This is a genomic window from Kocuria kalidii (genome assembly GCF_044462225.1).
Taxonomy (GTDB): Bacteria; Actinomycetota; Actinomycetes; order Actinomycetales; family Micrococcaceae; genus Kocuria; species Kocuria kalidii.
This window is the reverse complement of sequence record NZ_JBISWJ010000068.1, coordinates 40,445-66,061: the sequence shown is the minus strand read 5'-3', so window position 1 is coordinate 66,061 and position 25,617 is coordinate 40,445. Positions and strand designations below refer to the sequence as shown.

Annotated in this window: 22 protein-coding genes and 1 tRNA gene; 5 read left to right on the top strand and 18 right to left on the bottom strand. The window is 71.3% G+C overall.

Annotated elements, in window-relative coordinates; all coding sequences use genetic code 11:
• Positions 1-38 precede the first annotated feature (38 nt).
• From pcaG to ACH9D3_RS09730, 14 genes are all read right to left on the bottom strand, one after another.
• The gene (gene pcaG / locus ACH9D3_RS09795) at positions 39-632 is read right to left on the bottom strand and encodes a protocatechuate 3,4-dioxygenase subunit alpha (RefSeq protein ID WP_396410787.1); all 594 of its coding nucleotides are present in this window, start codon (positions 630-632) and stop codon (positions 39-41) included.
• Positions 625-1,446, bottom strand: a complete 822-nt coding sequence (gene pcaH, locus ACH9D3_RS09790; RefSeq protein ID WP_396410786.1) for a protocatechuate 3,4-dioxygenase subunit beta — start codon at positions 1,444-1,446, stop codon at positions 625-627. Before pcaH ends, pcaG begins: the two co-directional genes overlap by 8 nt.
• 191 nt (positions 1,447-1,637) lie before the next feature.
• Entirely contained in the window at positions 1,638-2,837 is a 1,200-nt protein-coding gene (locus tag ACH9D3_RS09785; protein ID WP_396410785.1) for a 4-hydroxybenzoate 3-monooxygenase, read from the bottom strand.
• 115 nt (positions 2,838-2,952) lie between these two features.
• Positions 2,953-3,717 carry an IclR family transcriptional regulator domain-containing protein gene (locus ACH9D3_RS09780; protein WP_396410784.1) on the bottom strand — a complete coding sequence of 255 codons (765 nt, stop codon included), beginning with the start codon at positions 3,715-3,717 and terminating at the stop codon, positions 2,953-2,955.
• A gap of 138 nt (positions 3,718-3,855) precedes the next feature.
• Positions 3,856-7,740: a DNA-directed RNA polymerase subunit beta' gene (locus ACH9D3_RS09775; protein ID WP_396400727.1), complete on the bottom strand. Its 3,885-nt coding sequence runs from the start codon at positions 7,738-7,740 to the stop codon at positions 3,856-3,858.
• A 61-nt stretch (positions 7,741-7,801) separates the two neighbouring features.
• Complete coding sequence (rpoB, locus tag ACH9D3_RS09770; RefSeq protein WP_396400728.1) at positions 7,802-11,311, bottom strand: DNA-directed RNA polymerase subunit beta; 3,510 nt, start codon at positions 11,309-11,311, stop codon at positions 7,802-7,804.
• Positions 11,312-11,751: 440 nt separating this feature from the next.
• Entirely contained in the window at positions 11,752-12,135 is a 384-nt protein-coding gene (gene rplL, locus ACH9D3_RS09765) for a 50S ribosomal protein L7/L12 (RefSeq protein ID WP_396400729.1), read from the bottom strand.
• A gap of 98 nt (positions 12,136-12,233) precedes the next feature.
• Complete coding sequence (gene rplJ / locus ACH9D3_RS09760) at positions 12,234-12,758, bottom strand: 50S ribosomal protein L10 (RefSeq protein WP_396400730.1); 525 nt, start codon at positions 12,756-12,758, stop codon at positions 12,234-12,236.
• A 277-nt stretch (positions 12,759-13,035) separates the two neighbouring features.
• Positions 13,036-14,184, bottom strand: coding sequence for a GNAT family N-acetyltransferase (locus ACH9D3_RS09755; RefSeq protein ID WP_396410783.1), 1,149 nt, complete (start codon positions 14,182-14,184; stop codon positions 13,036-13,038).
• A gap of 147 nt (positions 14,185-14,331) precedes the next feature.
• Positions 14,332-15,039 (bottom strand): 50S ribosomal protein L1, encoded by a 708-nt coding sequence (rplA, locus tag ACH9D3_RS09750; protein ID WP_396400732.1) that lies wholly within the window; start codon positions 15,037-15,039, stop codon positions 14,332-14,334.
• Positions 15,040-15,128: 89 nt separating this feature from the next.
• Positions 15,129-15,560 (bottom strand): 50S ribosomal protein L11, encoded by a 432-nt coding sequence (gene rplK / locus ACH9D3_RS09745; RefSeq protein WP_368799086.1) that lies wholly within the window; start codon positions 15,558-15,560, stop codon positions 15,129-15,131.
• Positions 15,561-15,708: 148 nt separating this feature from the next.
• Complete coding sequence (gene nusG, locus ACH9D3_RS09740) at positions 15,709-16,572, bottom strand: transcription termination/antitermination protein NusG (RefSeq protein WP_396400733.1); 864 nt, start codon at positions 16,570-16,572, stop codon at positions 15,709-15,711.
• 83 nt (positions 16,573-16,655) lie between these two features.
• A complete protein-coding gene (gene secE, locus ACH9D3_RS09735) occupies positions 16,656-16,928 on the bottom strand; it encodes a preprotein translocase subunit SecE (RefSeq protein WP_396400734.1) in 273 nt (90 codons plus the stop codon).
• Between the two features lie 111 nt (positions 16,929-17,039).
• Positions 17,040-17,112 (bottom strand) — tRNA-Trp (locus ACH9D3_RS09730).
• 285 nt (positions 17,113-17,397) lie between these two features.
• Here ACH9D3_RS09730 and ACH9D3_RS09725 point away from each other — a divergent pair.
• Both ACH9D3_RS09725 and ACH9D3_RS09720 read left to right on the top strand, forming a co-directional pair.
• A complete protein-coding gene (locus ACH9D3_RS09725; protein ID WP_396410782.1) occupies positions 17,398-18,603 on the top strand; it encodes an aminotransferase class I/II-fold pyridoxal phosphate-dependent enzyme in 1,206 nt (401 codons plus the stop codon).
• The gene (locus tag ACH9D3_RS09720) at positions 18,600-18,935 is read left to right on the top strand and encodes a hypothetical protein (RefSeq protein WP_396410781.1); all 336 of its coding nucleotides are present in this window, start codon (positions 18,600-18,602) and stop codon (positions 18,933-18,935) included. The genes ACH9D3_RS09725 and ACH9D3_RS09720 overlap by 4 nt, the downstream gene beginning before the upstream one ends.
• Positions 18,936-19,020: 85 nt before the next feature.
• On the opposite strand, the gene ppk2 is transcribed toward ACH9D3_RS09720, so the two are convergent.
• Positions 19,021-19,920 (bottom strand): polyphosphate kinase 2, encoded by a 900-nt coding sequence (ppk2, locus tag ACH9D3_RS09715; protein WP_396400773.1) that lies wholly within the window; start codon positions 19,918-19,920, stop codon positions 19,021-19,023.
• Between the two features lie 208 nt (positions 19,921-20,128).
• Here ppk2 and ACH9D3_RS09710 point away from each other — a divergent pair, with 208 nt between their 5' ends.
• Positions 20,129-21,160, top strand: a complete 1,032-nt coding sequence (locus ACH9D3_RS09710) for a 6-phosphofructokinase (RefSeq protein ID WP_396410780.1) — start codon at positions 20,129-20,131, stop codon at positions 21,158-21,160.
• Positions 21,161-21,236: 76 nt separating this feature from the next.
• Here the strand turns inward: ACH9D3_RS09710 and ygfZ are convergent, their stop codons facing one another.
• From ygfZ to ACH9D3_RS09695, 3 genes are all read right to left on the bottom strand, one after another.
• Positions 21,237-22,334 (bottom strand): CAF17-like 4Fe-4S cluster assembly/insertion protein YgfZ, encoded by a 1,098-nt coding sequence (gene ygfZ, locus ACH9D3_RS09705; protein WP_396410779.1) that lies wholly within the window; start codon positions 22,332-22,334, stop codon positions 21,237-21,239.
• Positions 22,335-22,340: 6 nt separating this feature from the next.
• Complete coding sequence (locus ACH9D3_RS09700; RefSeq protein ID WP_396410778.1) at positions 22,341-22,940, bottom strand: FABP family protein; 600 nt, start codon at positions 22,938-22,940, stop codon at positions 22,341-22,343.
• A 117-nt stretch (positions 22,941-23,057) separates the two neighbouring features.
• Positions 23,058-23,663 (bottom strand): hypothetical protein, encoded by a 606-nt coding sequence (locus ACH9D3_RS09695; protein WP_396400740.1) that lies wholly within the window; start codon positions 23,661-23,663, stop codon positions 23,058-23,060.
• 214 nt (positions 23,664-23,877) lie between these two features.
• Between ACH9D3_RS09695 and ACH9D3_RS09690 the strand changes: the two genes are divergently transcribed.
• Entirely contained in the window at positions 23,878-24,561 is a 684-nt protein-coding gene (locus tag ACH9D3_RS09690) for a response regulator transcription factor (RefSeq protein WP_396400741.1), read from the top strand.
• A gap of 36 nt (positions 24,562-24,597) precedes the next feature.
• The gene (gene mshD, locus ACH9D3_RS09685; RefSeq protein ID WP_396410777.1) at positions 24,598-25,533 is read left to right on the top strand and encodes a mycothiol synthase; all 936 of its coding nucleotides are present in this window, start codon (positions 24,598-24,600) and stop codon (positions 25,531-25,533) included.
• Positions 25,534-25,617: the final 84 nt, after the last annotated feature.

Sequence of the window (25,617 nt, the reverse complement as noted above, 5' to 3'; positions counted from 1 at the left end):
GGCGCAGGGACCCCTGCCGGGAGCCCTGCGCCGGCGGGTCACCGCTCGAGGTTCGGGTACGTCAGGAAGACGGTCTCGTCCTCGCCCTGGAGCCGGAGGTCGAAGCGGAGGGAGCCGTCGGCCTCGCGCTCGGCGATCAGCGTGCGGCGCCGGTCCTCGGGCAGGGAGCGCAGCAGCGGGTCGTCCGCCAGGGCCTCGGTGTCCTCCGGGAGGTAGACGCGGGTGAACAGGCGGTTGGTCACGCCCCGGGCGAAGACCGTCAGGGCGATGAACGGCGCCCTGCCGGGCTCGGTCGGGCCCGGGTCGACGGTCGTGAAGGTGTAGTGGCCCTCGTTGTCGACGGACGCACGGCCGAAGCCCGTGAAGGTGTAGCCGTCGCGCACGAGCGAGCCGGTCGCCGTGGGGACGTCACCGTTCCCGTCGGCCTGCCAGATCTCGAGCATCGCGTCCGGCACGCGGTCGCCGTGGCCGTCGGTGACGACGCCGTGCAGGCGCACCGCCTCCGGGTGCCCGAGCGGCACGAGCAGCTCGCCCTTCTCGTAGGGGAGGGCGTAGCCGAAGAACGGCCCGATGGTCTGGCCCGGCGTCGCGACGAGCCCGGTGTTCGCGGTGTTCGCGGTGGTCTCAGACATTGGAGTCCCCTTCCGTCCAGGTGCGGTTCGAGCCGCTGAGCACGATGTCCCACCGGTAGCCGAGCAGCCACTCGTGCTCGGACACCTCGTGGTCGTACGCGGCGACGAGCCGTTCGCGGGCCTTCGGGTCCACGATGGACCGGAAGATCGGGTCCAGCGCGAACAGGGGGTCGGACGGGAAGTACATCTGGGTGATCATCCGCTGGGTGAAGTCCGTGCCGAACAGCGAGAAGTGCACGTGCGCCGGCCGCCACGCGTTGTGGTGGTTCTTCCAGGGGTACGGGCCCGGCTTGACGGTGACGAACTCGTAGGAGCCGTCGTCACCGGTGAGGCACCGTCCCACGCCCGTGAAGTTCGGGTCGATCGGAGCGGGGTGCTGGTCCCGCTTGTGGATGTAGCGCCCGGCCGCGTTGGCCTGCCAGATCTCCACGAGCTGGCGGCGGACGGGGCGGCCGTCGCCGTCGAGCACACGGCCGCGGATCTTGATCCGCTCGCCGATGGGCTCGCCCTGCGCCTGGACGGTCAGGTCCGACTCGAGCCGGTGCACGTCCCGCTCGCCGAAGGCGGGGGCGTGCAGCTCGATGGTCTCCGGGTCGGCGTGGTGCGGGTCCTTGGTGGGGTGGCGCAGGATCGAGCTGCGGTAGGGCGCGTAGTCCAGGCGCGGCTGGGTCTCGGTGCGGCCCGAGGCCGCGTAGTCCTCGTTGATCTGCGCCATCTCGCGGTCGAGATCGGCCTGCGTGTCCGCCGCGTCGTCGGGACCCGTCGGGGTGAGGTGCACGAAGGCCTCCTCCGGCTCCTGGTCCTGGTCGGTCATGGTTCAACTCCTCTGTCGCGGGATGGCTGCCGCACCGGGCGCCGTGCCGACCGCGGGGGTCGGCGCAGCCGGCGGAGAACTCTCCGAGGCTAGCGCATCGGTGCAGCATTCGCACACATGTTCGTTGTGCGAACTTCTTGGGGGGTCACAGTGTGTGGGACCGTCGTCGCCGGCCTCGCACGGACCGGATGTCAGCGGTCACCGGGCCAGCCGGTGTAGGACTCGGCGAAGTAGGCGGCGCCGTGCTCCGACGCGGTGACGGCCCGGAACTCGCCGCGCCGCCGCTTCTGGTTGAAGGGGTTCTCCCCCGGCTGGGTGTGCATGAGGTTGGTGACCCAGTAGGAGAAGTTCTGCGCCTTCCACACCCGTTCGAGGGCCTGGGCGGAGTAGCCCGCGAGCCCGGAGTCGTCCCCCGAGCGGAAGAACTCCACGAGCGCCGGGGCGAGCACCCGGACGTCGCAGAAGGCGAGGTTGAGTCCCTTCGCGCCGGTCGGCGGCACGGTGTGCCCGGCGTCCCCGACGAGGAACATGCTGCCGTGGCGCAGGGGCTCGCAGACGTAGGAGCGGAACTTCAGCACCGTCTTGTCGAAGATGGGGCCCTCCTGGAGCCGGAGCCCGTCGGGGCCCCGGACCCGGCGCTGGAGCTCGGCCCAGATCCGCTCGTCGTCCCAGTCGTCGACGTCCTCGTCCGGATCGCACTGGAAGTACATGCGCTGGACGGTCTCGCTGCGCGACGAGACGAGGGCGAACCCGTGCTCGGAGTTGGAGTAGATGAGCTCGGGGGCGCTCGGCGGCGCCTCGGCGAGGATGCCGAACCACGCGAACGGGTACTCGATGAAGTTGTCGGTGCGCTCCTCGTCCGGGATCGCCCGGCGGCAGATGCTCTGCGAGCCGTCGGCCCCCACGAGGATCTCGCACCGCAGCTCGAACCGCTCGCCCGCAGCGTCGGTGAAGCGGACGGCCGGCCGGTCGGTGGTCAGGTCCAGCACCTCGGTGTCGGTCACCGACCAGCGGATGTCGCCCCCGTCGCGCTCCCGGGCGTTCGCCAGGTCCCAGAAGACCTCGTTCTGCGGGTACAGCCGGACGGAGTGCCCGACGAGTTCCTGGAAGTCGATCCGGCGGCTCTCGCCCTCGAAGCGCAGCACCGTGCCCCGGTGCTCGTGGCCCTCGGTGAGGACCCGCCCGTCGACCCCGGAGCCGGCGAGCATCTCCACCGTGGCGGCCTCGAGGATGCCGGCCCGGTGGGTGGCGTGGATGGTGTCCTTGTCGCGCGCCTCCAGCACGACGGTCCCGATGCCAGCGCGGCCGAGCAGGTGGGCCAGCATCAGCCCGGCCGGGCCGCCGCCGACGATGCCGACCTGGGTGGCGAGAACGGTGCGCTGTGCGCTCATGGGTGCTCCTGGAGGTGGGACGGACATCGCGTCCAGTCTCCCAGCGCCCTGTGGGCGGCACCACACTCGTCCCGATCAACGGGATGCCGGGGCGGGCGGCAGGCTGCGGCCCGGTTCAGCGCGCGGCGTCCCGGAGGGTCCGCCGGATGCCGTGCGCGGCGGTGTGCAGGGCCTGGACGATCGCCCCGGCCCGGGCGGCGGGATCACCCGCGGGGGTGATGACGCCCAGGCCCGCCACCACCTGCTCGCCGCGCCCCCGCACCGGGACGGCGATGCCCGCCGTCCCGGCCTCGAGGTAGCCGGTCTGCAGGGCGTGGCCCGCGGACCGGATCCGCTCGAGCTCCACGGCCAGCGCCCCGGGATCCGTGGGCGAGAACTCGGTGTACGCGGGGATGGGGCCCTGCAGGTACGCCTCCCGGACGTCCGGGGGCGCGTGGGCCAGCAGGACGAGCCCCGTGGCGGAGAGGTGCAGAGGAAGCCGGCCCGCGACCTCCGAGCGGACGGGCACGGCTCTGGGGTGGGACAGCCGTTCCACGAGCAGCACCTCACGTCCCTCCACGATGCCGAGCTGCACGTGCTGGCGCAGCACCGCGTGGATGTCCCCCATGAACGGGCGGGCGGCGCGCGCCAGCCCGAGCTCGCGCGAGGAGCGGTTGGCCAGTTCCCACAGGCGGGTGCCGACCACGTAGGACCCGCCCTCGACCCGGTCGAGCCAGCCCTGGCGGGCCATGTCCCGGGCGAGCCGGTGCGCCGTGGCCGTGGGCAGGCCGGCGAGGGCGGCGATCTGTCCCCCCGTGAGCCGGGAGTCCTCCGCCGTGAACGCCGCGAGGATCCGGTCCGCCCGTTCGAGCACCGACTCGCCGGTGGGTGAGTTCGCCATGGTCCTGCTCCGCTCTCTCCTCGTGGGGCCGCTCCGGGAGGCCCGTGGGACGGCGGCAGCCCCGCCCCGGAGGTTCTCCGGAACGGGGCTGCCGTGGTGCGATCACGGTCGTGATCACGTCCTGCGGGGACGCCGACCTCAGTTGGAGCCGAAGTCGTAGTCCTCCAGCGGGATCGCCTGGAACTCGGCGGGCGAGGAGTTCTCCTCCGCGTAGCTGAAGTCCGAGAACGAGCCCGGCTCCGTGAAGAGCGAGGCCTTCGCCTCGTCCGTCGGCTCCACGTCGATGTTGTTGTACCGCGCGAGCCCGGTGCCGGCCGGGATCAGCTTGCCGATGATCACGTTCTCCTTCAGGCCCACGAGCGGGTCCGACTTGCCCTCCATGGCCGCCTGCGTGAGCACGCGGGTGGTCTCCTGGAAGGACGCGGCCGACAGCCACGAGTCGGTCGCCAGCGAGGCCTTCGTGATGCCCATCAACTCCGGACGGCCGGCGGCAGGACGGCTGCTCTCGGCCACGGCCCGGCGGTTGGCCTCCAGGAAGCGCACGTTCTCGACGAGCTCGCCCGGCAGGAGGTTCGTCTCGCCGGACTCGATGATCGTCACGCGGCGCAGCATCTGCCGCACGATGACCTCGACGTGCTTGTCGTGGATGCCCACGCCCTGGGAGCGGTACACGCGCTGCACCTCGTCCACGAGGTGCTTCTGCGCCTGCCGCGGACCGCGGATGCGCAGCACCTCCTTGGGGTCGACGGCGCCCGAGACCAGCTGCTGACCGACCTCGACGTGATCGCCCTCGGTGACGAGCAGCTTCGCACGGCGCAGCACCGGGTAGCCGATCGCCTCGTCCCCGTTGTCCGGGGTCACGACGAGCTTGAGGGCCTTCTCGGTGTCCTCGATGCTGACGCGGCCGGCGACCTCCGAGATCGGCGCGACGCCCTTCGGCGTCCGGGCCTCGAAGAGCTCCTGGATGCGGGGCAGACCCTGGGTGATGTCACCGTCCGAGGACGCCACACCACCGGTGTGGAACGTGCGCATCGTCAGCTGGGTGCCCGGCTCGCCGATGGACTGCGCGGCGATGATGCCCACGGCCTCGCCGATGTCCACCAGCTGGTTGGACGCCAGCGAACGGCCGTAGCACGCCGCGCACACGCCGACCGCGGACTCGCAGGTCAGGACGGAGCGCACGCGCACCGTGTCGGCCCCGCCGGCGAACAGGGCGCTGATCAGCCCGTCGGAGAGGTCCGTGCCGGCCTCGGCCAGGATCTCGCCGTTCGCGTCCACCACGTCGACCGCGAGCACGCGGCCGTGCACGGTGTTCTCGATGTCCTCGTGCAGCACCCGGGCACCGGTCTCCGGCACGTCCGCGAGCGGCAGGTTCAGGCCGCGCTCGGTCATGCAGTCCGCCTCCCGCACGATGACGTCCTGGGAGACGTCCACGAGACGACGGGTCAGGTAGCCCGAGTTCGCCGTGCGCAGCGCGGTGTCGGCCAGGCCCTTGCGGGCGCCGTGGGTCGCGATGAAGTACTCCAGCACCGACAGGCCCTCGCGGTACGAGGACTTGATCGGGCGGGGCATGATCTCGCCCTTGGGGTTGGACACGAGCCCGCGGATGCCGGCGATCTGGCGGACCTGCATCCAGTTGCCTCGGGCGCCGGAGGACACCATGCGGTTGATGGTGTTCAGCGGGGAGAGGTTCGCCTGCATGGCCTGCGCGACCTCGTCCGTGGCCTTGGTCCAGATGTCGATGAGCTCCGAGCGGCGCTCGTCGTCGTCGATCAGACCGCGGTCGTACTGGCCCTGGATCTTCGCCGCCTGCGCCTCGTAGCCCTCCATGATGGCGGGCTTCTCCGGCGGGGTCGCGATGTCGGAGATCGCCACGGTCACGCCCGAGCGGGCCGCCCAGTGGAACCCGGCGTCCTTGAGCTCGTCCAGCGTGTGCGCGACCGTCACCATCGGGTACCGCTCCGCGAGATCGTTCACCAGTGCGGACAGGTGCTTCTTGTCCGCGACGGCCTCGTCCCAGGGGTAGTCCTCGGGCAGGGTGTCGTTGAACAGCACCCGGCCCAGGGTGGTCTCCACCACGACCGGCCGGCCCGGCTCCCAGCCCTCGGGCGCGGTCCACCCCTCGAACGGCACGAAGTCGTGCAGCTCGATCCGGCACACGGCGTTCAGGTGCAGCCGGCCCGCGTCGTGGGCCATGATGGCCTCGGCCACGGAGGAGAACACGCGGCCCTCCCCCTCCTCGCCCTCGCGGACGGTGGTGAGGTGGTAGAGGCCGATGATCATGTCCTGCGAGGGCAGGGCGATCGGCTTGCCGTCCGAGGGCTTCAAGATGTTGTTCGAGGACAGCATCAGGATGCGCGCCTCGGCCTGGGCCTCCGGGGACAGGGGCAGGTGCACGGCCATCTGGTCGCCGTCGAAGTCGGCGTTGAACGCGCCGCACACGAGCGGGTGGAGCTGGATGGCCTTGCCCTCGACGAGCTGCGGCTCGAACGCCTGGATGCCCAGGCGGTGCAGGGTGGGGGCACGGTTGAGCAGCACGGGGTGCTCGGTGATGACCTCCTCGAGCACGTCCCACACCTGGGGCCGGTAGCGCTCGACCATGCGCTTCGCCGACTTGATGTTCTGCGCGTGGTTGAGGTCCACGAGCCGCTTCATCACGAACGGCTTGAACAGCTCGAGCGCCATCTGCTTGGGCAGACCGCACTGGTGCAGCTTCAGCTGGGGACCGACCACGATGACCGAGCGGCCGGAGTAGTCGACGCGCTTGCCGAGCAGGTTCTGCCGGAACCGTCCCTGCTTGCCCTTGAGCATGTCCGAGAGCGACTTCAGCGCGCGGTTGCCCGGCCCGGTGACCGGGCGGCCGCGGCGGCCGTTGTCGAACAGCGAGTCCACAGCCTCCTGCAGCATCCGCTTCTCGTTGTTGACGATGATCTCCGGGGCGCCCAGGTCGAGCAGGCGCTTGAGCCGGTTGTTGCGGTTGATCACGCGCCGGTAGAGGTCGTTGAGGTCCGACGTGGCGAACCGGCCGCCGTCGAGCTGGACCATCGGGCGCAGTTCCGGCGGGATCACCGGGACGGCGTCCAGGACCATGCCCAGCGGGGAGTTGTCCGTGGTCAGGAACGCGTTGACGACCTTGAGCCGCTTCAGGGCCCGCGTCTTGCGCTGGCCCTTGCCGGTGGCGATGGTCTCGCGCAGGGACTCGGCCTCCGCCTCCAGGTCGAAGGTCTCGAGGCGCTTCTTGATCGCCTCGGCCCCCATGGACCCCTCGAAGTACATGCCGTAGCGGTCCACCATGACACGGTAGAGCGCCTCGTCGCCCTCGAGGTCGTTGACCTTGAGGTTCTTGAACCGGTCCCAGACCTGCTCGAGCCGGTCGATCTCCAGGTTCGCGCGCTTGCGCACGTTGGCCATCTGGCGGTCGGCGGAGTCGCGCAGCTTCCGCTTCTCCGCGGCCTTGCCGCCCTCCTCCTCGACCCGGCCGAGCTCGGTCTCGAGGTCGCGGGCGATCGCGGCGATGTCGGAGTCGCGGGTGGACTCCATCTGCGCCTTCTCCCGGTCCACGGCGGCCTGCAGGTTCGGCAGGTCGTCGTGGCGGGCGTCCTCGTCCACCGACGTGATCATGTACGCCGCGAAGTAGATGACCTTCTCCAGGTCCTTCGGGGCGAGGTCCAGCAGGTAGCCCAGGCGCGAGGGCACGCCCTTGAAGTACCAGATGTGGGTCACGGGCGCGGCCAGCTCGATGTGGCCCATGCGCTCACGGCGCACCTTGGCCCGGGTGACCTCCACGCCGCAGCGCTCGCAGATGATGCCCTTGTAGCGCACGCGCTTGTACTTGCCGCAGTAGCACTCCCAGTCCCGGGTGGGGCCGAAGATCTTCTCGCAGAACAGGCCGTCCTTCTCGGGCTTGAGCGTGCGGTAGTTGATGGTCTCCGGCTTCTTGACCTCGCCGTAGGACCAGGTCCGGATGTCCTCCGCGGTCGCAAGACCGATCCGCATGAGGCCTAGTGAAGATTCATTGGACATGAGGGTCCTTTATCTCTTTCTCTGGAAAAGTTGACGTCTCGTCGGGTGGAACGAGAGGGACTCAGACCTCTTCGACCGAGCTGGGCTCGGAGTGCGAGAGATCGATGCCCAGTTCCTCGGCCGCCCGGAAGACCTCGTCATCCGAATCGCGCATCTCGATGGTGTTGCCGTCCGCCGAGAGCACCTCGACGTTCAGGCACAGCGACTGCATCTCCTTGATGAGCACCTTGAAGGACTCGGGAACCCCCGGCTCGGGGATGTTCTCGCCCTTGACGATGGCCTCGTAGACCTTCACGCGCCCGTGCACGTCGTCGGACTTGACCGTCAGCAGCTCCTGCAGCGTGTAGGCCGCGCCGTACGCCTCGAGCGCCCAGACCTCCATCTCGCCGAACCGCTGGCCGCCGAACTGCGCCTTACCGCCCAGCGGCTGCTGGGTGATCATGGAGTACGGGCCGGTCGAGCGGGCGTGGATCTTGTCGTCCACGAGGTGGTGCAGCTTCAGGATGTACTGGTAGCCCACCGACACCGGGTCCGGGAACGGGTCGCCGGAGCGGCCGTCGAACAGCCGGGCCTTGCCGGACCGGTCGATGAGGCGCAGACCGTCGCGGGTCGGGTTGGTGTGGTCGAGGAGGTCGAAGATCTCCTCCTCGCGCGCGCCGTCGAACACCGGGGTGGCCACGTTCGTGGGGCCCGACTGCTTCGGGAAGTTCGGCAGCCGGTCGAGCCACTCGGGGTCGCCCTCGATGTTCCAGCCCTGCTTCGCCAGCCAGCCGGTGTGCACCTCGAGGACCTGCCCGAGGTTCATGCGGCCGGGCACGCCCAGCGGGTTGAGGATGATGTCCACGGGCGTCCCGTCCTCGAGGAACGGCATGTCCTCGAGCGGCAGGATCTTCGAGATGACGCCCTTGTTGCCGTGCCGGCCGGCGAGCTTGTCGCCGTCCGTGATCTTGCGCTTCTGCGCCACGTACACCCGGACCACCTGGTTGACGCCCGCGGGCAGGTCGTCGTCCTCGTCGTCGCGGTCGAAGACGCGCACGCCGATGACGGTGCCGGACTCGCCGTGGGGCACCTTCAGGGACGTGTCGCGCACCTCGCGCGACTTCTCGCCGAAGATCGCCCGCAGCAGGCGCTCCTCCGGGGTCAGCTCGGTCTCGCCCTTCGGCGTGACCTTGCCCACGAGGATGTCGCCGGCCTGGACCTCGGCGCCGATGTGGATGATGCCGCGCTCGTCGAGGGCGGACAGCACCTCCTCGGACACGTTGGGGATGTCCCGGGTGATCTCCTCGGCGCCCAGCTTGGTGTCGCGGGCGTCGATCTCGTGCTCCTCGATGTGGATCGAGGTGAGCACGTCCTCGGAGACCATGCGCTGGGAGAGGATGATCGCGTCCTCGTAGTTGAGGCCCTCCCAGGACATGTAGGCCACCAGCAGGTTCTTGCCCAGGGCCAGCTCGCCCTGGTCCGTGGAGGGTCCGTCGGCGATGACCGAGCGCTCCTCGACCCGCTCGCCGTCGGAGACGATGACGCGCTGGTTGTAGGTGTTGCCCGGGTTCGAGCGCGTGAACTTGTTGATCGGGTAGACCGTGGTCGTCCCGTCGTCGTTGAGCACGCGCACGAGGTTCGCGGAGACCTCCTCGACCACGCCGGCCTTGCGCGCCAGCACGGAGTCCCCTGCGTCGAGGGCCGCGTAGCGCTCCATGCCGGTGCCCACCAGCGGGGCCTCGGACTCGAGCAGCGGCACGGCCTGGCGCTGCATGTTGGCGCCCATGAGCGCGCGGTTGGCGTCGTCGTGCTCGAGGTACGGGATGAGCGCGGTGGCCACGGACACCATCTGCCGCGGGGACACGTCCATGAACTGCACGGCGGTCGGGCTGACCAGCACGGCCTCGCCCGAGCCGTCGGCGGCACGCGCGAGCACGGCGTCCTCGGCGAACCGGTTGTCCAGGGTCAGCGGCGCGTTGGCCTGGGCGATCGTGACGCCGCGCTCGTCGTCGGCCGTGAGGTACTCGACGTCGTCGGTGACCAGGCCGTCGACGACCTTGCGGTACGGGGTCTCGATGAACCCGAACGGGTTGATCCGCCCGTAGGTCGCCAGCGAGCCGATGAGACCGATGTTGGAGCCCTCGGGGGTCTCGATCGGGCACATGCGGCCGTAGTGCGACGGGTGGACGTCACGGACCTCCATGCCGGCGCGGTCGCGGGAGAGACCGCCCGGGCCGAGCGCGGACAGGCGCCGCTTGTGGGTCAGGCCCGCGAGCGGGTTGTTCTGGTCCATGAACTGCGACAGCTGCGAGGTGCCGAAGAACTCCTTGATCGCCGCCACCACGGGACGGATGTTGATCAGGGTCTGCGGGGTGATCGCCTCGACGTCCTGGGTGGTCATGCGCTCGCGGACCACACGCTCCATGCGGGACAGACCGGTGCGGATCTGGTTCTCGATCAGCTCGCCCACGGCGCGGATGCGGCGGTTGCCGAAGTGGTCGATGTCGTCGACGTCCACGACGACCTCGCGGGGCTCCCCGGCGCGCACGCCCTTCATGGTGCCGCCGCCGGCGTGCAGGGTCACGAGGTAGCGGATCATCGCCACGATGTCGTCGACCGAGAGCACGGAGGCGTCCTCGTCCTCGAACGCCTTGTCGATGCCCAGCTTCCGGTTGATCTTGTAGCGGCCCACCTTGGCGAGGTCGTAGCGCTTGGAGTTGAAGTACATGTTGTCCAGCAGCGCCTGCGCGGCGTCGACCGTGGGGGGCTCCCCCGGGCGCAGCTTGCGGTAGATGTCCAGCAGCGCGTCCTCGCGCGACTCGACGGTGTCCTTCTCGAGGGTCGCCCGGACGGAGTCGAACTCGCCGAACTCCTCGAGGATGCGGGACTCGCTCCAGCCGAGGGCCTTGAGCAGCACGGTCACGGACTGCTTGCGCTTGCGGTCCAGGCGCACGCCCACCTGGTCGCGCTTGTCGATCTCGAGCTCGAACCACGCGCCGCGGGAGGGGATGATCTTCGCGGAGTAGATGTCCTTGTCCGAGGTGCGGTCCTGGCCGCGCTCGAAGTAGGCGCCCGGGGAGCGCACGAGCTGGGAGACGACGACACGCTCGGTGCCGTTGATGACGAACGTCCCCTTCTCGGTCATCAGGGGGAAGTCGCCCATGAACACGGTCTGCTGCTTGATCTCGCCCGTGTTGTTGTTCATGAACTCGGCCTTGACGTACAGGGGCGCCGAGTACGTGGCGTCCCGGTCCTTGCACTCGTCCATGGTGTACTTCGGCTCGTAGAACTCCGGCTCCGAGAAGGACAGGGACATGGTGCCCTGGAAGTCCTCGATCGGGGAGATCTCCTCGAAGATGTCGGAGAGGCCGGAGGTGCGGGCGATGCCCTGCTCCCCGGTCTCGATGGCCTGCTGCACGCGGGCCTGCCACCGCTCGTTGCCCACGAGACGGTCGAAGCTGTCCGTCTGGAGGGCCAGCAGGTTCGGCACGTCCAGCGGTTCATGGATCTTGGCGAAGGAGATGCGGCGCGGGATGTTCCCGTCGGCCGGTCGGTTAGCGGTTACGTTCGAATCGGTGCTCGAGGCGACCAAGATGGATTCCTTCCACAGACCTGCAGTTGAATCGCGCAGTTCCCGATCGGATCTACGGGCGCGAGGGCCAGCGAGCGGAGCTGCTGGATCGCTGCCCGGGGGCGCCCACCGCTATATGAAGGCACGCAGAATGAGGGACAACGCAAACAACCAGCATAGGCCCGAACGACCGCACTGTCCACACGGACGGTGGACGCGGGCGCCTGCCGTCCGTAGGATGAGAAATTTTCGCGTCCTGACCCTCGGAGGCCTCCGCGGGCCCCGTCCGCCGCGCCGGCGGACCCGGTGCCCGGCGGCCTCGGACGGACGGGTCCGGGCGGCCACGACGGCGTCGGCGCGGACGGTGTCCTCGCACCCGGCCCCGGCACGGCGCGAGGCCCCGGACGCAGTGCGTCCGGGGCCTCGCAGGAGCGTTCGTGACGACGAACGCGTCCGGGGTCCTACTTGAGGGTGACGGTGGCGCCGGCGCCCTCGAGGGCCTCCTTGGCCTTGTCCGCGGCCTCCTTGGTGGCGCCCTCGAGGACGGCCTTGGGGGCGGAGTCCACGAGGTCCTTGGCCTCCTTGAGGCCGAGGGAGGTCAGCGAGCGGACCTCCTTGATGACCTGGATCTTCTTGTCGCCGGCGGCCTCGAGGACGACGTCGAACTCGGTCTGCTCCTCGGCCTCCTCGGCGGCGGCGGCCGGAGCGGCGGCACCGGCGACGGCCACGGGGGCGGCGGCGGTGACGTCGAAGGTCTCCTCGAAGGCCTTGACGAACTCGGAGAGCTCGATCAGGGAGAGCTCCTTGAACGCGTCGATCAGTTCGGGGGTGGTGAGCTTGGCCATGGTTGTGGCTCCTTTTCGATGGTGTGCCCCGGCCGGGTTCGTCGGCGCGGGACGGTCTGGTTCCGTGGTGAGAATGTGCCTCGCGGCGGGGATGCTGGTCAGGCGCCCTGCTCCTCGACCTTGGCGCGCAGCGCCTCGGCCGTGCGGACCGTCTTCGACAGCGGGGCCTGGAACAGTGCCGCGGCCTGGGACAGGGACGCCTGGGCGGCACCGGCCACCTTGGCCAGCAGCACCTCGCGGGACTCGAGGTCCGCGAGCTGCTTGATCTCCGCGTCGCTGAGGGCCTTGCCCTCGAGGTAGCCGCCCTTGATGATCAGCTGCGGGTTCGTCTTGGCGAAGTCACGCAGGCTCTTGGCGGCCTCGACGGGATCCCCCGAGATGAAGGCGATGGCGCTCGGGCCGGCGAGCTGGCCGTCGAACGCGTCGATGCCCAGCTCCTTGGCCGCGATCGCGGTCAGCGTGTTCTTCACCACGGCGTATTCGGCGTTCTCACCGAGCGAGCGGCGCAGCTCCTTGAGCTGGGCCACGGTGAGACCGCGGTACTCAGTCAGGACAGCAGCGTCCGAGTTGGAGAAGAACTCCTTCAACTCGGCGACCGCGGCTGCCTTTTCCGGGTTCGCCATGGTACTCCTTCCGGTCTTCGTGCCGGGCGCTGCCGTGCAGGGGTCCGCACACGGAAAAAGCCCCGCGCAGATGCCCGGGGCTCGTCGGCACGCTCCGCCGAAACGGGGCGCACTCGCTGTGCTGGTTCACCTGCGCTGGCCGTTCCTGGCGGAACTCTTAAGGCTGCTCCCCCGTGGCGCGCGCTCCGAAACGGGGTGCGCGAGGCAGGGGGAACCACGACCGGCGGTCTTTGGTACGGACCACGCTACCCGAGGGCCCCGCCACGGACAAATCGGGTCAGACCGCCGGGATCTCGCGGGACCACACGCCGCTGCGCCCGGCCACGCGGAACCCGAGCCTGCTGTTGACCCGGCTCATCCGGTCGTCGCCGCTGTGGCTCCACGAGTAGACCGTGCGCACGCTCGGGGCCAGCCGCCCGAGCTGCTCGAGGTTGGCCAGCTTCAGGCGGGTGGCGAGCCACCGGCGGCGGTGCTCGCGCAGGACCACGGTCTCGTCCTGCATCCCGATCGGCGGCTCCTCGCCAGCCAGGACGATCTCGGTCATCCCGACGAGCCGGCCGGTGGGACCGTGCTCGGCGACCGCCACCAGGGACACGTTGCCGCCCTCGGCCCGCAGCTGCTCCGTCCGCCGCACGCGCTCGGCGTCCCACGGCTCGGGCTCGGCGCCGGCGGGCGCCAGGAAGGAGTCCGTCGCCATGCGGGCGTGCAGGGCCGCGAGCTCGTCGAGCCGGTCCTCGGGGGCCGGACCGCTCCAGACGTGGATCCGGTAGGGCTCCGGCGCCGGCGACGCGGTGACCTCCCGCAGCAGGGCCTCCACGCGGGCGGGCGGCAGCGGGACGCCGAGCACGCCGAAGTCGCTCACGGACTCGAGGCGGTAGCCGGCGCTGAGGGCGAACCGGGTCTGCCTGTTGGACACGGGCAGCCGGCCCGAGCCGTCCGCGGCGTCCACCCACTCGACCATCCCGGGGGTCACCACCGGGAAGACGCCGGTGACGCTGCCGTCGCCCTGGATCTCCTCCGGGCCGGGGTGCTCGGTCTGGATGCGCAGGTGCCGGCGGGACTCCCCGACGGCCAGCTGCTCGGCGGCGGCCAGCAGCTCGCTGCCCGTGCCCTGTGCGGTGACGTCCGGGTCCACGTCGACCGTGATGTGCGCGGTGTCGGTGAGCGTGACCAGGGGCAGCCGGACCTCGGCCCGTCCGGCCAGCCGGCCTCCCGCCCACGCGAGCAGGACGGTGACCCGCTCGAACGGGTCGAACAGGTCGCGATAGAGCTCCGGCGCGTCACCGGTGAGGTCGGAGATGCCCCACACGTGCTGCCGGGACCGGCGCACGAGCTCCGCGACACGTCCCAGCAGCTCTCGGGCGGCGTGGTCGAACTCGTCGGGGATGCGCATCTGCTCGATGCGCAACGGGGGGTGCTCGGTCACGAGGGGGTCTCCGTTCCGTGGGCGCCGGCGGACGCTCGTCGGGTGCTGGGTCGTGGGGGGCTGGTCCCGTCGGACGAGAAGGGGGCCCGGCCGCATCGGCCGGGCCCCCACCCGTCGGAGCCGCCCCGAGGGCTCCGGTGCACTGCGTCAGGCGCCGATGACGACCTCGGTGGCGTTCGGGTCGACCGGGATGCCCGGGCCGAACGTGGTCGAGACGGTCGCCTTCGTGATGTAGCGGCCCTTCGACGCCGAGGGCTTCAGGCGCAGGATCTCCTCGAGGGCGGCGCCGTAGTTCTCCGCGAGCTTCTGCACGTCGAAGGACGTCTTGCCCACGATGAAGTGCAGGTTGGAGTGCTTGTCGACGCGGAAGTCGATCTTGCCGCCCTTGATGTCGTTGACGGCCTTGGTCACGTCCATGGTGACGGTGCCGGTCTTGGGGTTCGGCATCAGGTTGCGGGGACCGAGGATCTTGCCCAGCCGGCCGACCTTGCCCATCATGTCCGGGGTCGCCACGGCGGCGTCGAAGTCGGTCCAGCCGCCCTGGATGCGGGCGATGAGGTCGTCGGAACCGACGTGGTCGGCCCCGGCCTCCTCCGCGGCGGCGGCCTTGTCCCCGGTCGCGAAGACGACGACGCGGGCGGTCTTGCCGGTGCCGTTCGGCAGGTTGACCGTGCCGCGGACCATCTGGTCGGCCTTGCGGGGGTCGACACCGAGACGGAGGACGACCTCCACGGTCGAGTCGGTCTTCGCGGCGTCGATCTCCTTGGCCAGGGCCACGGCCTCGCCCGGTGCGTACAGCGTGCCCTCGTCGATCTTGGCGGCGGCCGCCTGGTATGCCTTGCTGCGCTTTGCCATCTGCTTCTTCTCCTTGTGCAGTTGTGGTCTGCGGACCGCGCTCGGCCCTGCCACTTGAATAACGGTGGGTGGTGATCAGCCGAGGCTGGTCACTCGACCTCGATGCCCATCGAGCGGGCGGTGCCGGCGATGATCTTCGCCGCGGCGTCGATGTCGTTGGCGTTGAGGTCTTCCTTCTTGGTCTCGGCGATCTCGCGGACCTGGTCCATGCTGAGCTTGCCGACCTTCTGGGTGTGCGGGACACCCGAGCCCTTGGCGACGCCGGCGGCCTTCTTGATCAGCTGCGCGGCGGGCGGGGTCTTCGTGATGAAGGTGAACGAGCGGTCCTCGTACACCGTGATCTCCACGGGGACGATGTTGCCGCGCTGGGACTCCGTGGCCGCGTTGTAGGCCTTGCAGAATTCCATGATGTTGACGCCGTGCTGGCCGAGGGCCGGACCCACGGGGGGCGCCGGGTTGGCGGCGCCTGCCTGGATCTGCAGCTTGATCAGGCCGGAGACCTTCTTCTTCTTGGGAGCCATGTGCTGGTCCTTCTTCTGCTGGACGTACCGGCGCACAGGAGCGTACGGCGGCGGGTGGCCGCCGTGGCGCGGCGGCCGGGCGGCCCCGGCGGCGAAGCATGCACCGCGGGAGCCGGGAACTGGGGCGGGCCGGAGCGGCCCGCAGGGCTCAGATCTTGGAGACCTGGTTGAAGCCGAGGGTGACGGGGGTCTCGCGCTCGAAGATCGACACGAGGACGACCAGCTGCTGGGACTCCACCTTGATCTCGGAGATCGTGGCCGGGAGGGTCTCGAACGGGCCCTCCTTGACGATGACCGACTCGCCGACCTCGAAGTCGACGTCGATCTGCGGCTGCGCGGTGAGCTGGGCGGAGGACTCGGCGCCCGCGCCCTGCGGCGCCTCGAAGACCGGGTTCAGCATCTCGAAGACCTCGTCGAGCCGCAGCGGGACGGGGTTGTAGGCGTCCTGGCCCACGAAGCCCGTGACGCCGGGGGTGTGGCGGACCGCGCCCCAGGAGGCGTCGGTGAGGTTCATCCGGACCAGGACGTAGCCCGGGATCCGCACCCGGCGCACGATCTTGCGCTGGGCGTTCTTGATCTCGACGACCTCCTCCATCGGCACCTCGATCTGGAAGATGTCGTCCTCCATGTTGAGGGACTGGATGCGGGTCTCGAGGTTGGTCTTCACGCGGTTCTCGTAGCCCGCGTAGGTGTGGATGACGAACCAGTCGCCCTCCTGCCGCCGCAGCTTCGACTTGAACTCCTCGACGGGGTCCACCGCGGGTGCCTCGTCCTCGACCGCGGGGGCCTCGGTCTCCGCCGCGGGAGCCTCCGCGTCGACCGTACCGGCGGGGGCCTCGTCCTCCGCCGCGGGAGCCTCCGCGTCGACCGGCGCCGCGGGGGCCTCGTCCGGCTCGTGGGCGGCCGCGAAGTCGTCGTCCTGCACGGAGGTCTCGGCCTCCGGCAGCTCCGGAGCCTGCTGGTCGACCTCGGCCGGTGCCTCGGTGCCGTTTTCGAGCTCGTGCTCGGTCACTGGATCTCCCTCAAGTTCTTTCGTGGATGTCGTGCTCTGCTGGGTCACGGTGGCCGGCCGCGCCGGTCCGTGCGCCGCCCGGGTCACCCGGCGGCGTCGCCCTGCCCGAAGATCCACAGTGCGGCCTGCCCGAACGCGAGGTCCAGGACCGAGATGAGCACCATCATGAACGCGACGAACACGAGGACGACCAGCACGTAGTTGACCAGTTCGTGCCGGGTCGGGGTGACGACCTTCCGGAGCTCCCCGACGACCTGGCGCAGGAACAGGAACAGCCGCCCGAAGACGTTGCGCGGGCTCTCGGCGTCCTGCTCCGGGGGCTGGCCCGACGCCCTGCCGGCGGTGGTCTGCGACATCGGCTCTCCCTGTGTGGACTCGTGCGTGCCGTGCGGTGCTGCCGGCCCGCCGTCGCCGCGGCGGCTCCCGGCTCCCCTGCACGGGGAGCCGGGGACCACCACGGAATGGAGCAGGGCAGACAGGACTCGAACCTGCAACCTGCGGTTTTGGAGACCGCTGCGCTACCAATTGCGCCACTGCCCTACGTGCCGTGCGAACTCGTCCGGCGCTGGGGGCGCCGGCCTCGGTCGCTCGGACCCGGTCACCGACTCTATCACCCGGCACCGCCGGGACGGCGTGACCGGGCAGGCGTCGACGACACCAGTCGACCATCCTAGGCGACCCGGGCGGCGGCGTGCAATCCGGCCGGGCCGGGACCGCGGGGACGCCGGACCCGGCCGGCGGACCCCCGAGTAGCATGGGGACGTCCGCACCGCCGTCGCCGCACCCGACGGAATCCGCCCGTTCCCCACCAGGAGGCACCCGGTCATGACCGCACCCCGCATCTCCCGGCGCGTCGGCGCCATCGCAGAGTCCGCGACGCTCGCCGTGGACGCCAAGGCGAAGGCCCTCAAGGCCGCCGGCCGCCCCGTGATCGGTTTCGGCGCCGGCGAGCCCGACTTCCCCACCCCGCAGTACATCGTGGACGCCGCCGCCGCCGCCCTGCAGGACCCCGCGAACTTCCGGTACACACCGGCCGCCGGCCTGCCGGAGCTGCGGAAGGCGGTCGCCGAGCAGACCGCACGGGACAGCGGGTACACGGTGGAGCCCTCCCAGGTGCTCATCACCAACGGCGGCAAGCAGGCGGTGTTCCAGGCCTTCGCGACCGTCGTGGACGAGGGCGACGACGTGCTGCTGCCGGCCCCGTACTGGACCACCTACCCCGAGGCGATCAAGCTCGCCGGCGGCAACCCGGTCGAGGTCTTCGCGGGTCCCGAGCTCGGCTACAAGGTCACCCCCGACCTGCTCGAGGCCGCGTGCACCGAGCGCACCAAGGCCCTGCTGTTCTGCTCCCCGTCCAACCCCACCGGCGCCGTGTACTCCCCCGAGGAGACCGCGGCCGTCGGCCGCTGGGCGGCCGAGAAGGGGATCTTCGTGCTGACCGACGAGATCTACCAGCACCTCACCTACGACGACGTGCCCTTCACGTCGATCGCGGCCGCGGCGCCGGAGCTGGGCGAGAACGTGGTCCTCCTCAACGGCGTGGCCAAGACCTACGCGATGACCGGTTGGCGGGTGGGCTGGATGATCGGGGCCCCGGACGTCGTCAAGGCCGCCACGAACCTGCAGTCCCACCTCAGTTCCAACGTCAACAACATCGCCCAGCGCGCGGCGCTCGCGGCCGTGTCCGGCCCCCTCGACGAGGCCCACCGGATGCGGGAGGCCTTCGACCGCCGCCGCCGGACCATGGTGGAGGCCCTCAACGCCATCGACGGCGTGGAGTGCCCCACCCCGACCGGCGCGTTCTACGCCTACGCGGACGTGCGCGGCCTGCTGGGCCGGCGGTTCGGGGACGCGACGCCGCGGACCTCCGCAGAGCTCGCCGAGCTGGTCCTGGAGCAGGCCGAGGTGGCCGTGGTGCCCGGTGAGGCGTTCGGCCCGTCCGGATTCCTGCGCCTGTCCTACGCCCTCGGCGACGACGACCTCGCCGAGGGCCTGCGCCGGCTCCAGGAGTACCTGGGCGGCGCCTCGTGAGCGCCCTCGGCGGTGCCGTGTCCACGGCGGAGTCGGTCCCGGCCTCGGTCCTCGTGACCGCCGGGCTGGTCGGCGGGTACGCGACCGCCCGGGCGACCGGCAACCGACCCCTGGGCGGCGCGGTGCTGGCCGCCGCCGGCGCCACGGCCGCCCACACCTGGTGGCACCGCCGCGGGCCCGCGGCCACCGCGGCGCTCGGCGGGCTCTACGTCCTGGGCTTCGGGCTCTCCCACCCCCTTGCCAGGCGGATGGGGGCCTGGCCCTCGGTGCTCGCGGTGACCGCCGTCAACGCCGCCGCCAACGCCGCCCTCGTGGACCGCACCGGCCGCTGACCCGGGTCCGCCCTCGGCGACGAGCACGCCGCCCGCTCCCGGGAGGGAGCGGGCGGCGTCGTCGTCCGTGCGCCCGGGCCGCGCGTCAGTCGCCGACGGCCTCCTGGCCGCGGCGCACGATCAGCGGGTCGGGAGGATAGACCACGTCCGGGTCCTTGTCCTCGTAGTCGAACTGGTTCAGGAAGAACCGCATGGCGTTGAGCCGCGCCCGCTTCTTGTCGTTGGACCTGATCGTGATCCACGGGGCGTGGTCGGTGTCCGTGCGCAGGAACATCTCCTCCTTGGCGTCCGTGTAGTCCTCCCAGCGGTCCAGGGAGGCGAGGTCCATGGGCGAGAGCTTCCAGCGGCGCACCGGGTCGATCTGCCGGATCGCGAAGCGGGTGCGCTGCTCGTGCTGGGTGACGGAGAACCAGAACTTGGTGAGGTGGATGCCCGAGTCCACGAGCATCTTCTCGAAGACGGGTGCCTGGGCCATGAACTGCTCGTACATCTCGTCCGTGCAGAACCCCATGACGCGCTCGACGTTGGCGCGGTTGTACCAGGAGCGGTCGAACATCACGATCTCCCCGGCGGTGGGGAGGTGCTGGATGTAGCGCTGGAAGTACCACTGGCCGCGCTCCCGGTCCGAGGGCTTGGTCAGCGCCACGACCCGGGCGGCCCGCGGGTTCAGGTGCTCGGTGAAGCGCTTGATCGTCCCGCCCTTGCCCGCGGCGTCCCGGCCCTCGAACACGATCACGTGCTGGAGCTCGTGGTCCTGCCCCCAGTACTGGAACTTCAGCAGCTCGATCTGCAGCCGGTACTTCTCCAGCTCGTACTCCTCGCGGGAGAGACGCTCGTCGTAGGGATAGTCCTCGCGCCACGTCTCCACCGCCGATCCCCCGGGATCGATGAGGTCCGGGTCCGGCGACTGCCCGTCGCGCACCGTGTAGCCCTGGTCGACCAGCTTGTCGATGAACTCCCGCAGGTTCTCCCGCGCCGGGTCCATCTCCGTGTCCCTGTTCAACGCCACCCCTCCTTCCGGGCCCGGCGGGGCCCTCTCGGGCAGTCTAGGCCGGGACGGCGGAGGCCGGTGCCCCCGTCCGGCCGGGCCGGACCGGCCCTGCCGGAGGAGGCCGGACTCACTAGACTGGGCGTGCCGGTGCACGTCCGGCCGCCTCGAACGCACGCCCGCCCACTCGGAGGAGACTGTACGGATGAAGATCGGACTGCTGACCAGCGGCGGGGACTGCCCCGGACTCAACGCGGTGATCCGCGGCGCCGTGCTGCACGGGATCAAGACCTACGGCCACGAGTTCGTGGGCTTCCGCGACGGCTGGCGGGGAGTCGTGGAGGGCGACGTCATCGACCTGCCCCGCACCCGGGTGCGGGGCCTGGCCCGGGAGGGGGGGACCATCCTGGGCACCTCCCGCACGAACCCGTTCGACGGACCCGGCGGCGGGCCGGAGAAGATCGGGGTGATGCTGGAGAGGCACCACATCGACGCGATCGTGGCCATCGGCGGGGAGGGCACCCTGGCCGGGGCCAAGCGCCTGGCCGACGCCGGGCTGCCCGTGGTCGGCGTCCCCAAGACCATCGACAACGATCTGCAGGCCACCGACTACACCTTCGGCTTCGACACCGCCGTGTCCATCGCCACCGACGCCATGGACCGGCTGCGCACCACCGGGGAGTCCCACCACCGGTGCATGGTCGCCGAGGTCATGGGCCGCCACGTGGGGTGGATCGCGCTGCACTCCGGGATGTCCGCCGGGGCCCACGCGGTGCTGATCCCGGAGCAGCAGGTCTCCATGGACCAGGTCTGCGCGTGGGTGCAGGAGGTCCACGACCGGGGGCGGTCCCCGCTCGTGGTCGTGGCAGAAGGCTTCATCCCCGAGAACCGGGAGGACGTGCTGGCCGGCAAGGGCACCGAGGCCGACGGCCGGCCCCGGCTGGGCGGGATCGGGGAGTTCGTCACGCAGGAGATCGAGCGCCGCACCGGCATCGAGGCCCGCAACACCACGCTCGGGCACATCCAGCGCGGCGGTGCCCCCACGGGGTTCGACCGGGTGCTGGCCACCCGCTTCGGAATGGCCGTGGTCGACCTCGTGCACGAGAAGCAGTGGGGACGGATGGTCGCCCTGCGCGGCACGGACATGGTCCGCGTCGACTTCGCCGAGGCTCTCGAGGGCCTCAAGACCGTTCCCCAGGACCGCTGGGACGAGGCCCGCGTCCTCTTCGGCCGCTGAACCGGCTCCCGGCACCGCGGCGGGCCGCGCAGCGCCCCGGCCGGCCGCGGTGGCGGGCGGCCGCCCGAGGGGCGTGCTAGGGGCGCGCGTCGCGGGGACCGCGCAGGAAGCCGGTCTGCCGGCCGACCACCTGGCCGGCGTCCGGCGGGACGACCACCTGCTGCGCCGCGGCCCACCGCTCCTCGCCGTCCGTGACGACGAGCCGGGCGGCGGGGTCCACGGTGCGCTTGAGCACGGCCAGCGCGATGGGACCCTGCTCGTGGTGCAGCTGCACGGACGTCACGCGTCCGACCGGCCGCTCCCCCGCGACCACGTCCGCTCCTGCGGCGGGCAGGGTGTGCTCGGAGCCGTCGAGGTCCAGCAGCACGAGCCGGCGGGGCGGGTGCCCGAGGTTGTGCACGCGCGCGACGGTCTCCTGGCCCTTGTAGCAGCCCTTGGCAAGGTGCACCGCGGTGCGCAGGAGGTCGAGCTCGTGCGGAATGGTCCGCTCGTCCGTCTCGGCCCCCCAGCGCGGGCGCCACGCCGCGATCCGCAGCGCCTCGGCCGCCCACGCGCCGGCGAGCGGGAGGTCGCGGGTCAGCGCGTCCAGTTCGTCGCGCGGCACCAGGAGCTCCCACCAGGTCCGCTCCTCGCCCGGGTGGGGACCGTCGAGATCGGCGTAGCTCCATCCGCCCGGGGCGACCTCGGGCCAGGGGTCCCGCCACCCGACCGCGGCGGGCAGGCCGGGCACGGGACCTGCGGCGCCGAGCACGGCCCACTGCCCGGTCCGGTCCTCGACCTCGACGCGCAGCGCGAAGCGCATGGCCTCCAGCCACGCCACCAGCGGTGCGGCCTCGTCGGCCTCGACGATCAGCCAGGTGGTGCTGCCGTCGTCCACCACGTGGGGAGCGGTCTCGATCCGCCCCTGCACGGACAGGAAGAGGGTCTCGGTGCCGCGGCCGGGCTCGAGCCCGGTGAGCACCTGCGAGGAGAGCGTGGTCAGCCAGCTGAGCCGGTCGGGCCCCGTGACGGTGACGACGCCCTTGTGGGAGAGGTCCACCACGGTCCCGGGGGTCCGTTCGAGCGAGCGCTGCTCGCGGAGCGGGTCGCCGTAGTGGGCGGCCACACCGCGGTCCAGGTGCTCGGCCTCGACGGCACCCGGCCGGCCGAGCAGGGGGGAACGGTGATGGGTCACGGTGGTTCAGCCGATCTTTCGGAGCTGCGCGGAGGCGTGCGTGGCCAGGGGCTCGCCGAAGGCGGCCATGTCCCAGGCCCAGAACAGGTCGCCGTGGACGAGGCCGTACATGCGGGTCGAGGAGCTGTACTGCTTCGCCCCGCGGGCCCGGACCACGGCGTCGGTGGCGAGGTCGATCCGGGGGCCCTTGATCCGGCCGGCGTACAGCTCGGCGACGCCGCCGGGGTGGGTGAGCGTGACGAGGACGTCGAAGCCGCCGTCCGTGTTGCGCAGCTGTTCCACGTCCTCGGCGCCCTTGAGCACGGGCACGAGGTCGGGCGGCAGCATTCCGGGGCCCACGTCGCCGTCCTCGAGGGTGCGGTCGAGCTGCCAGAAGCCCTGCTCCACGGTGGCCGGGCGCATCGGCTGCCCCTCGTCGTCGAGGAGCGTGGTCTGCGCCCGGTACTCGAGGAACGGCAGGCCGTTCTGCTCGAAGGTCACGCGCTGGCGGAAGGGACGCTGTTCGACCTCGCCGTAGCCCATGAAGCCGTCGCCCTCCCAGGTGCCCAGCAACCAGGCGAAGGGGACGAGCTCGGGCGTCAGATCCGAGGGGATCTCGATGGGCACGGGGCTAGTTCTGGCCCTTGAACAGACCGAGGACCACCTTGAGGGAGATCCCTGCGATGAACAGACCGGAGATGCCCAGCAGGGCGAGGTAGAAGATCTCGAGTGCAAGCATGGTGCCTAAACTACCACGGTGCTCACGAGCCTGGCCGTGAACACGGCCCCCACCCCGAGGAACGCCACGGGCGTGACGCCGAGGGCCACGACGCCCCGCTTGGGCGAGCGCCTCGGGGCCGCGGCGATGACGCGTCCCCCCACGAGGGCCACCAGCGCGGCCAGGACCGCTCCGACCACCACGAGCAGCGCGGGGTCCGGGCCGGCGGCACGGTAGTCGCCCGCCAGGGCGATCCAGCCGGAGGAGCTGACCGCGGCGAGGACGCCGGCCGTGGAGGCGACGGCGGACTCGAGCCGGTGCTCGGCGCCCTCGCCGCGCACCAGCTCCGCGGCGAACACCGTCATCAGGGCCACCCCGACGACGGCGGGCAGCCACACGAGCTGCTGCCCGGGCATGAACTGGACGAGCAGGGCCGCGACGACACCGGCCGCGCTCATGATCACGTTGTGCCGGTGGCGCGCCTCGATGCCGGTGGCCGCGGGCCAGCCGAAGCCGATGACCACGGACATCCCCAGCGCCAGGAGCAGCGGTGCGGGTCCGGCGACCGCGACCGACCCCAGGGCCGCCAGGAGGCCGACCACGCTGCACACGGCGATCATGGCGTATCTCATGGCGCTCGGCTTCCTGGACTGTCGGGGATCGGGCCTGGGGACCGGGGGCCGGGACGGGCGCCCGGGCGGACACGAGCAACGATAGCGGCTCTCCCCGGGGCGCGGGCCGGGGGCGGGCGGGGGACGCTCCCGGCCCGCCGGTGGTCGCACGGGCGGGCGCCGACCCGGACCTATACTGACAGCTCAGTCCGTACGCCAGAGTGGAGAAGCACGAGTGTTCCAGATCCTGATGCTGACCGACGCGGACGGACCCTCGGCATCGGTGCTGCCGGCTCTCGACCTGCTCAACCACAAGGTGTCGGTCGCCCCCACCCGGACCGTGTCCGGCAGCCTCGACGGGCGGAGTCCGGACGTCGTCCTGCTCGACGGGCGCACCGATCTGATCACGGCGCGCAACCTCGCCCAGCTGCTCACGGCCAAGGGGCTGGCCGCACCGCTGCTGATGGTCCTCACCGAGGGCGGGATGGCGGCGGTGGCCGCGAACTGGATGGTCGACGACGTCCTGCTCGACACCGCGGGACCCGCGGAGGTCGAGGCCCGGCTGCGCCTGGCCTCCTCCCGCACGAGCGAGGTCCCGGAGGACGACACCCGGATCCGTGCGGGGTCCGTGGTCATCGACGACGCCGCCTACTCCGCGCACGTCAACGGCCAGCCGCTGAACCTGACCTACAAGGAGTTCGAGCTCCTGAAGTTCCTGGCCCAGCACTCGGGGAGGGTCTTCACCCGCGCCCAGCTGCTGAGCGAGGTCTGGGGCTACGACTACTACGGCGGCACCCGCACCGTGGACGTCCACGTGCGGCGGCTGCGCGCCAAGCTGGGCGCCGACCACGAGCACCTGATCACCACGGTGCGTAACGTGGGCTACAGCTTCGCCACCACACGGGCCCGGGAGAGCTGACCCCGGCCCGCCCGCCCCGTCCCGCAGGAGGTCCCGATGTCCCAGTCCGTGCCCTACGACCTCGACCGCCCGGACGTCCCTCCGGCCGAGGAGATCGCGGCGCTCGCCTCCCGCGCCGCCGCCGCGGACGGCGACCCGCCGTTCTCCGACCAGACCCTGGTGGACCTGCGCTCCGCGCCGGACGGGCGGGTCCGCACCGTCCTCGCACGCTCGCCCGGCGGAGAGCTCCTGGGCGCGGCCGTGAACGTGCCCGAGCCCGACGGCGCCCACCTGCTGGAGCTCGTGGTCGACCCCGGCCACCGCCGCGGCGGGATCGGCACGGCGCTGGCCGCGGCCCTGGCCGGCGGAGTCCCCGGAACGACGCTCCGCGCCTGGGCGCACGGCGGCCACCCCGCCGCCGCCGCACTGGCCGCACGGCACGGTCTGGAGCCCGTCCGGGAGCTGCACCGCCTGCTGCGCCCCCTGCAGGGCGCCGCGGACCTCCCCCTGCCGGAGACGATGCCCGCCGGGTTCCGGCTCCGGGCGTTCGAGCCCGGTCGCGACGAGCAGGAGTGGCTGCGGGTCAACGCGGCCGCGTTCGCCCAGCACCCCGAGCAGGGCCGGATGACCCTCGAGGATTTCCGGCAGCGGGAGGCCGAGCCGTGGTTCGACCCCGCCGGCTTCCTGCTCGCGGTCCGCGAGGACGACCCGGGGACCGTGGCCGGCTTCCACTGGACCAAGGTCCACCCCGGCGGGGACGGGCGGGACCCGCTCGGCGAGGTGTACGCCGTGGGCATCGCACCGGGGCACCAGGGCACGGGCCTCGGGCGGGCCCTGACGGCCGCCGGCGTCAACCACCTGGCACGGCAGGGCCTCGCCGAGGTCATGCTCTACGTGGACGGGGACAACGCCGCCGCCCTGCGGCTCTACGAGACCCTCGGCTTCCGGCCCTGGCACCTCGACGTGATGTACGCCGGGACCGTCCCCGCCTGATCCGCCCGCGCCTCCTCCCCCGCTCCGCTCCCGATCTTCCCCGCTCTTCCCCCGCGTCCCCGACCGCACCGGGTCGGACCCGAC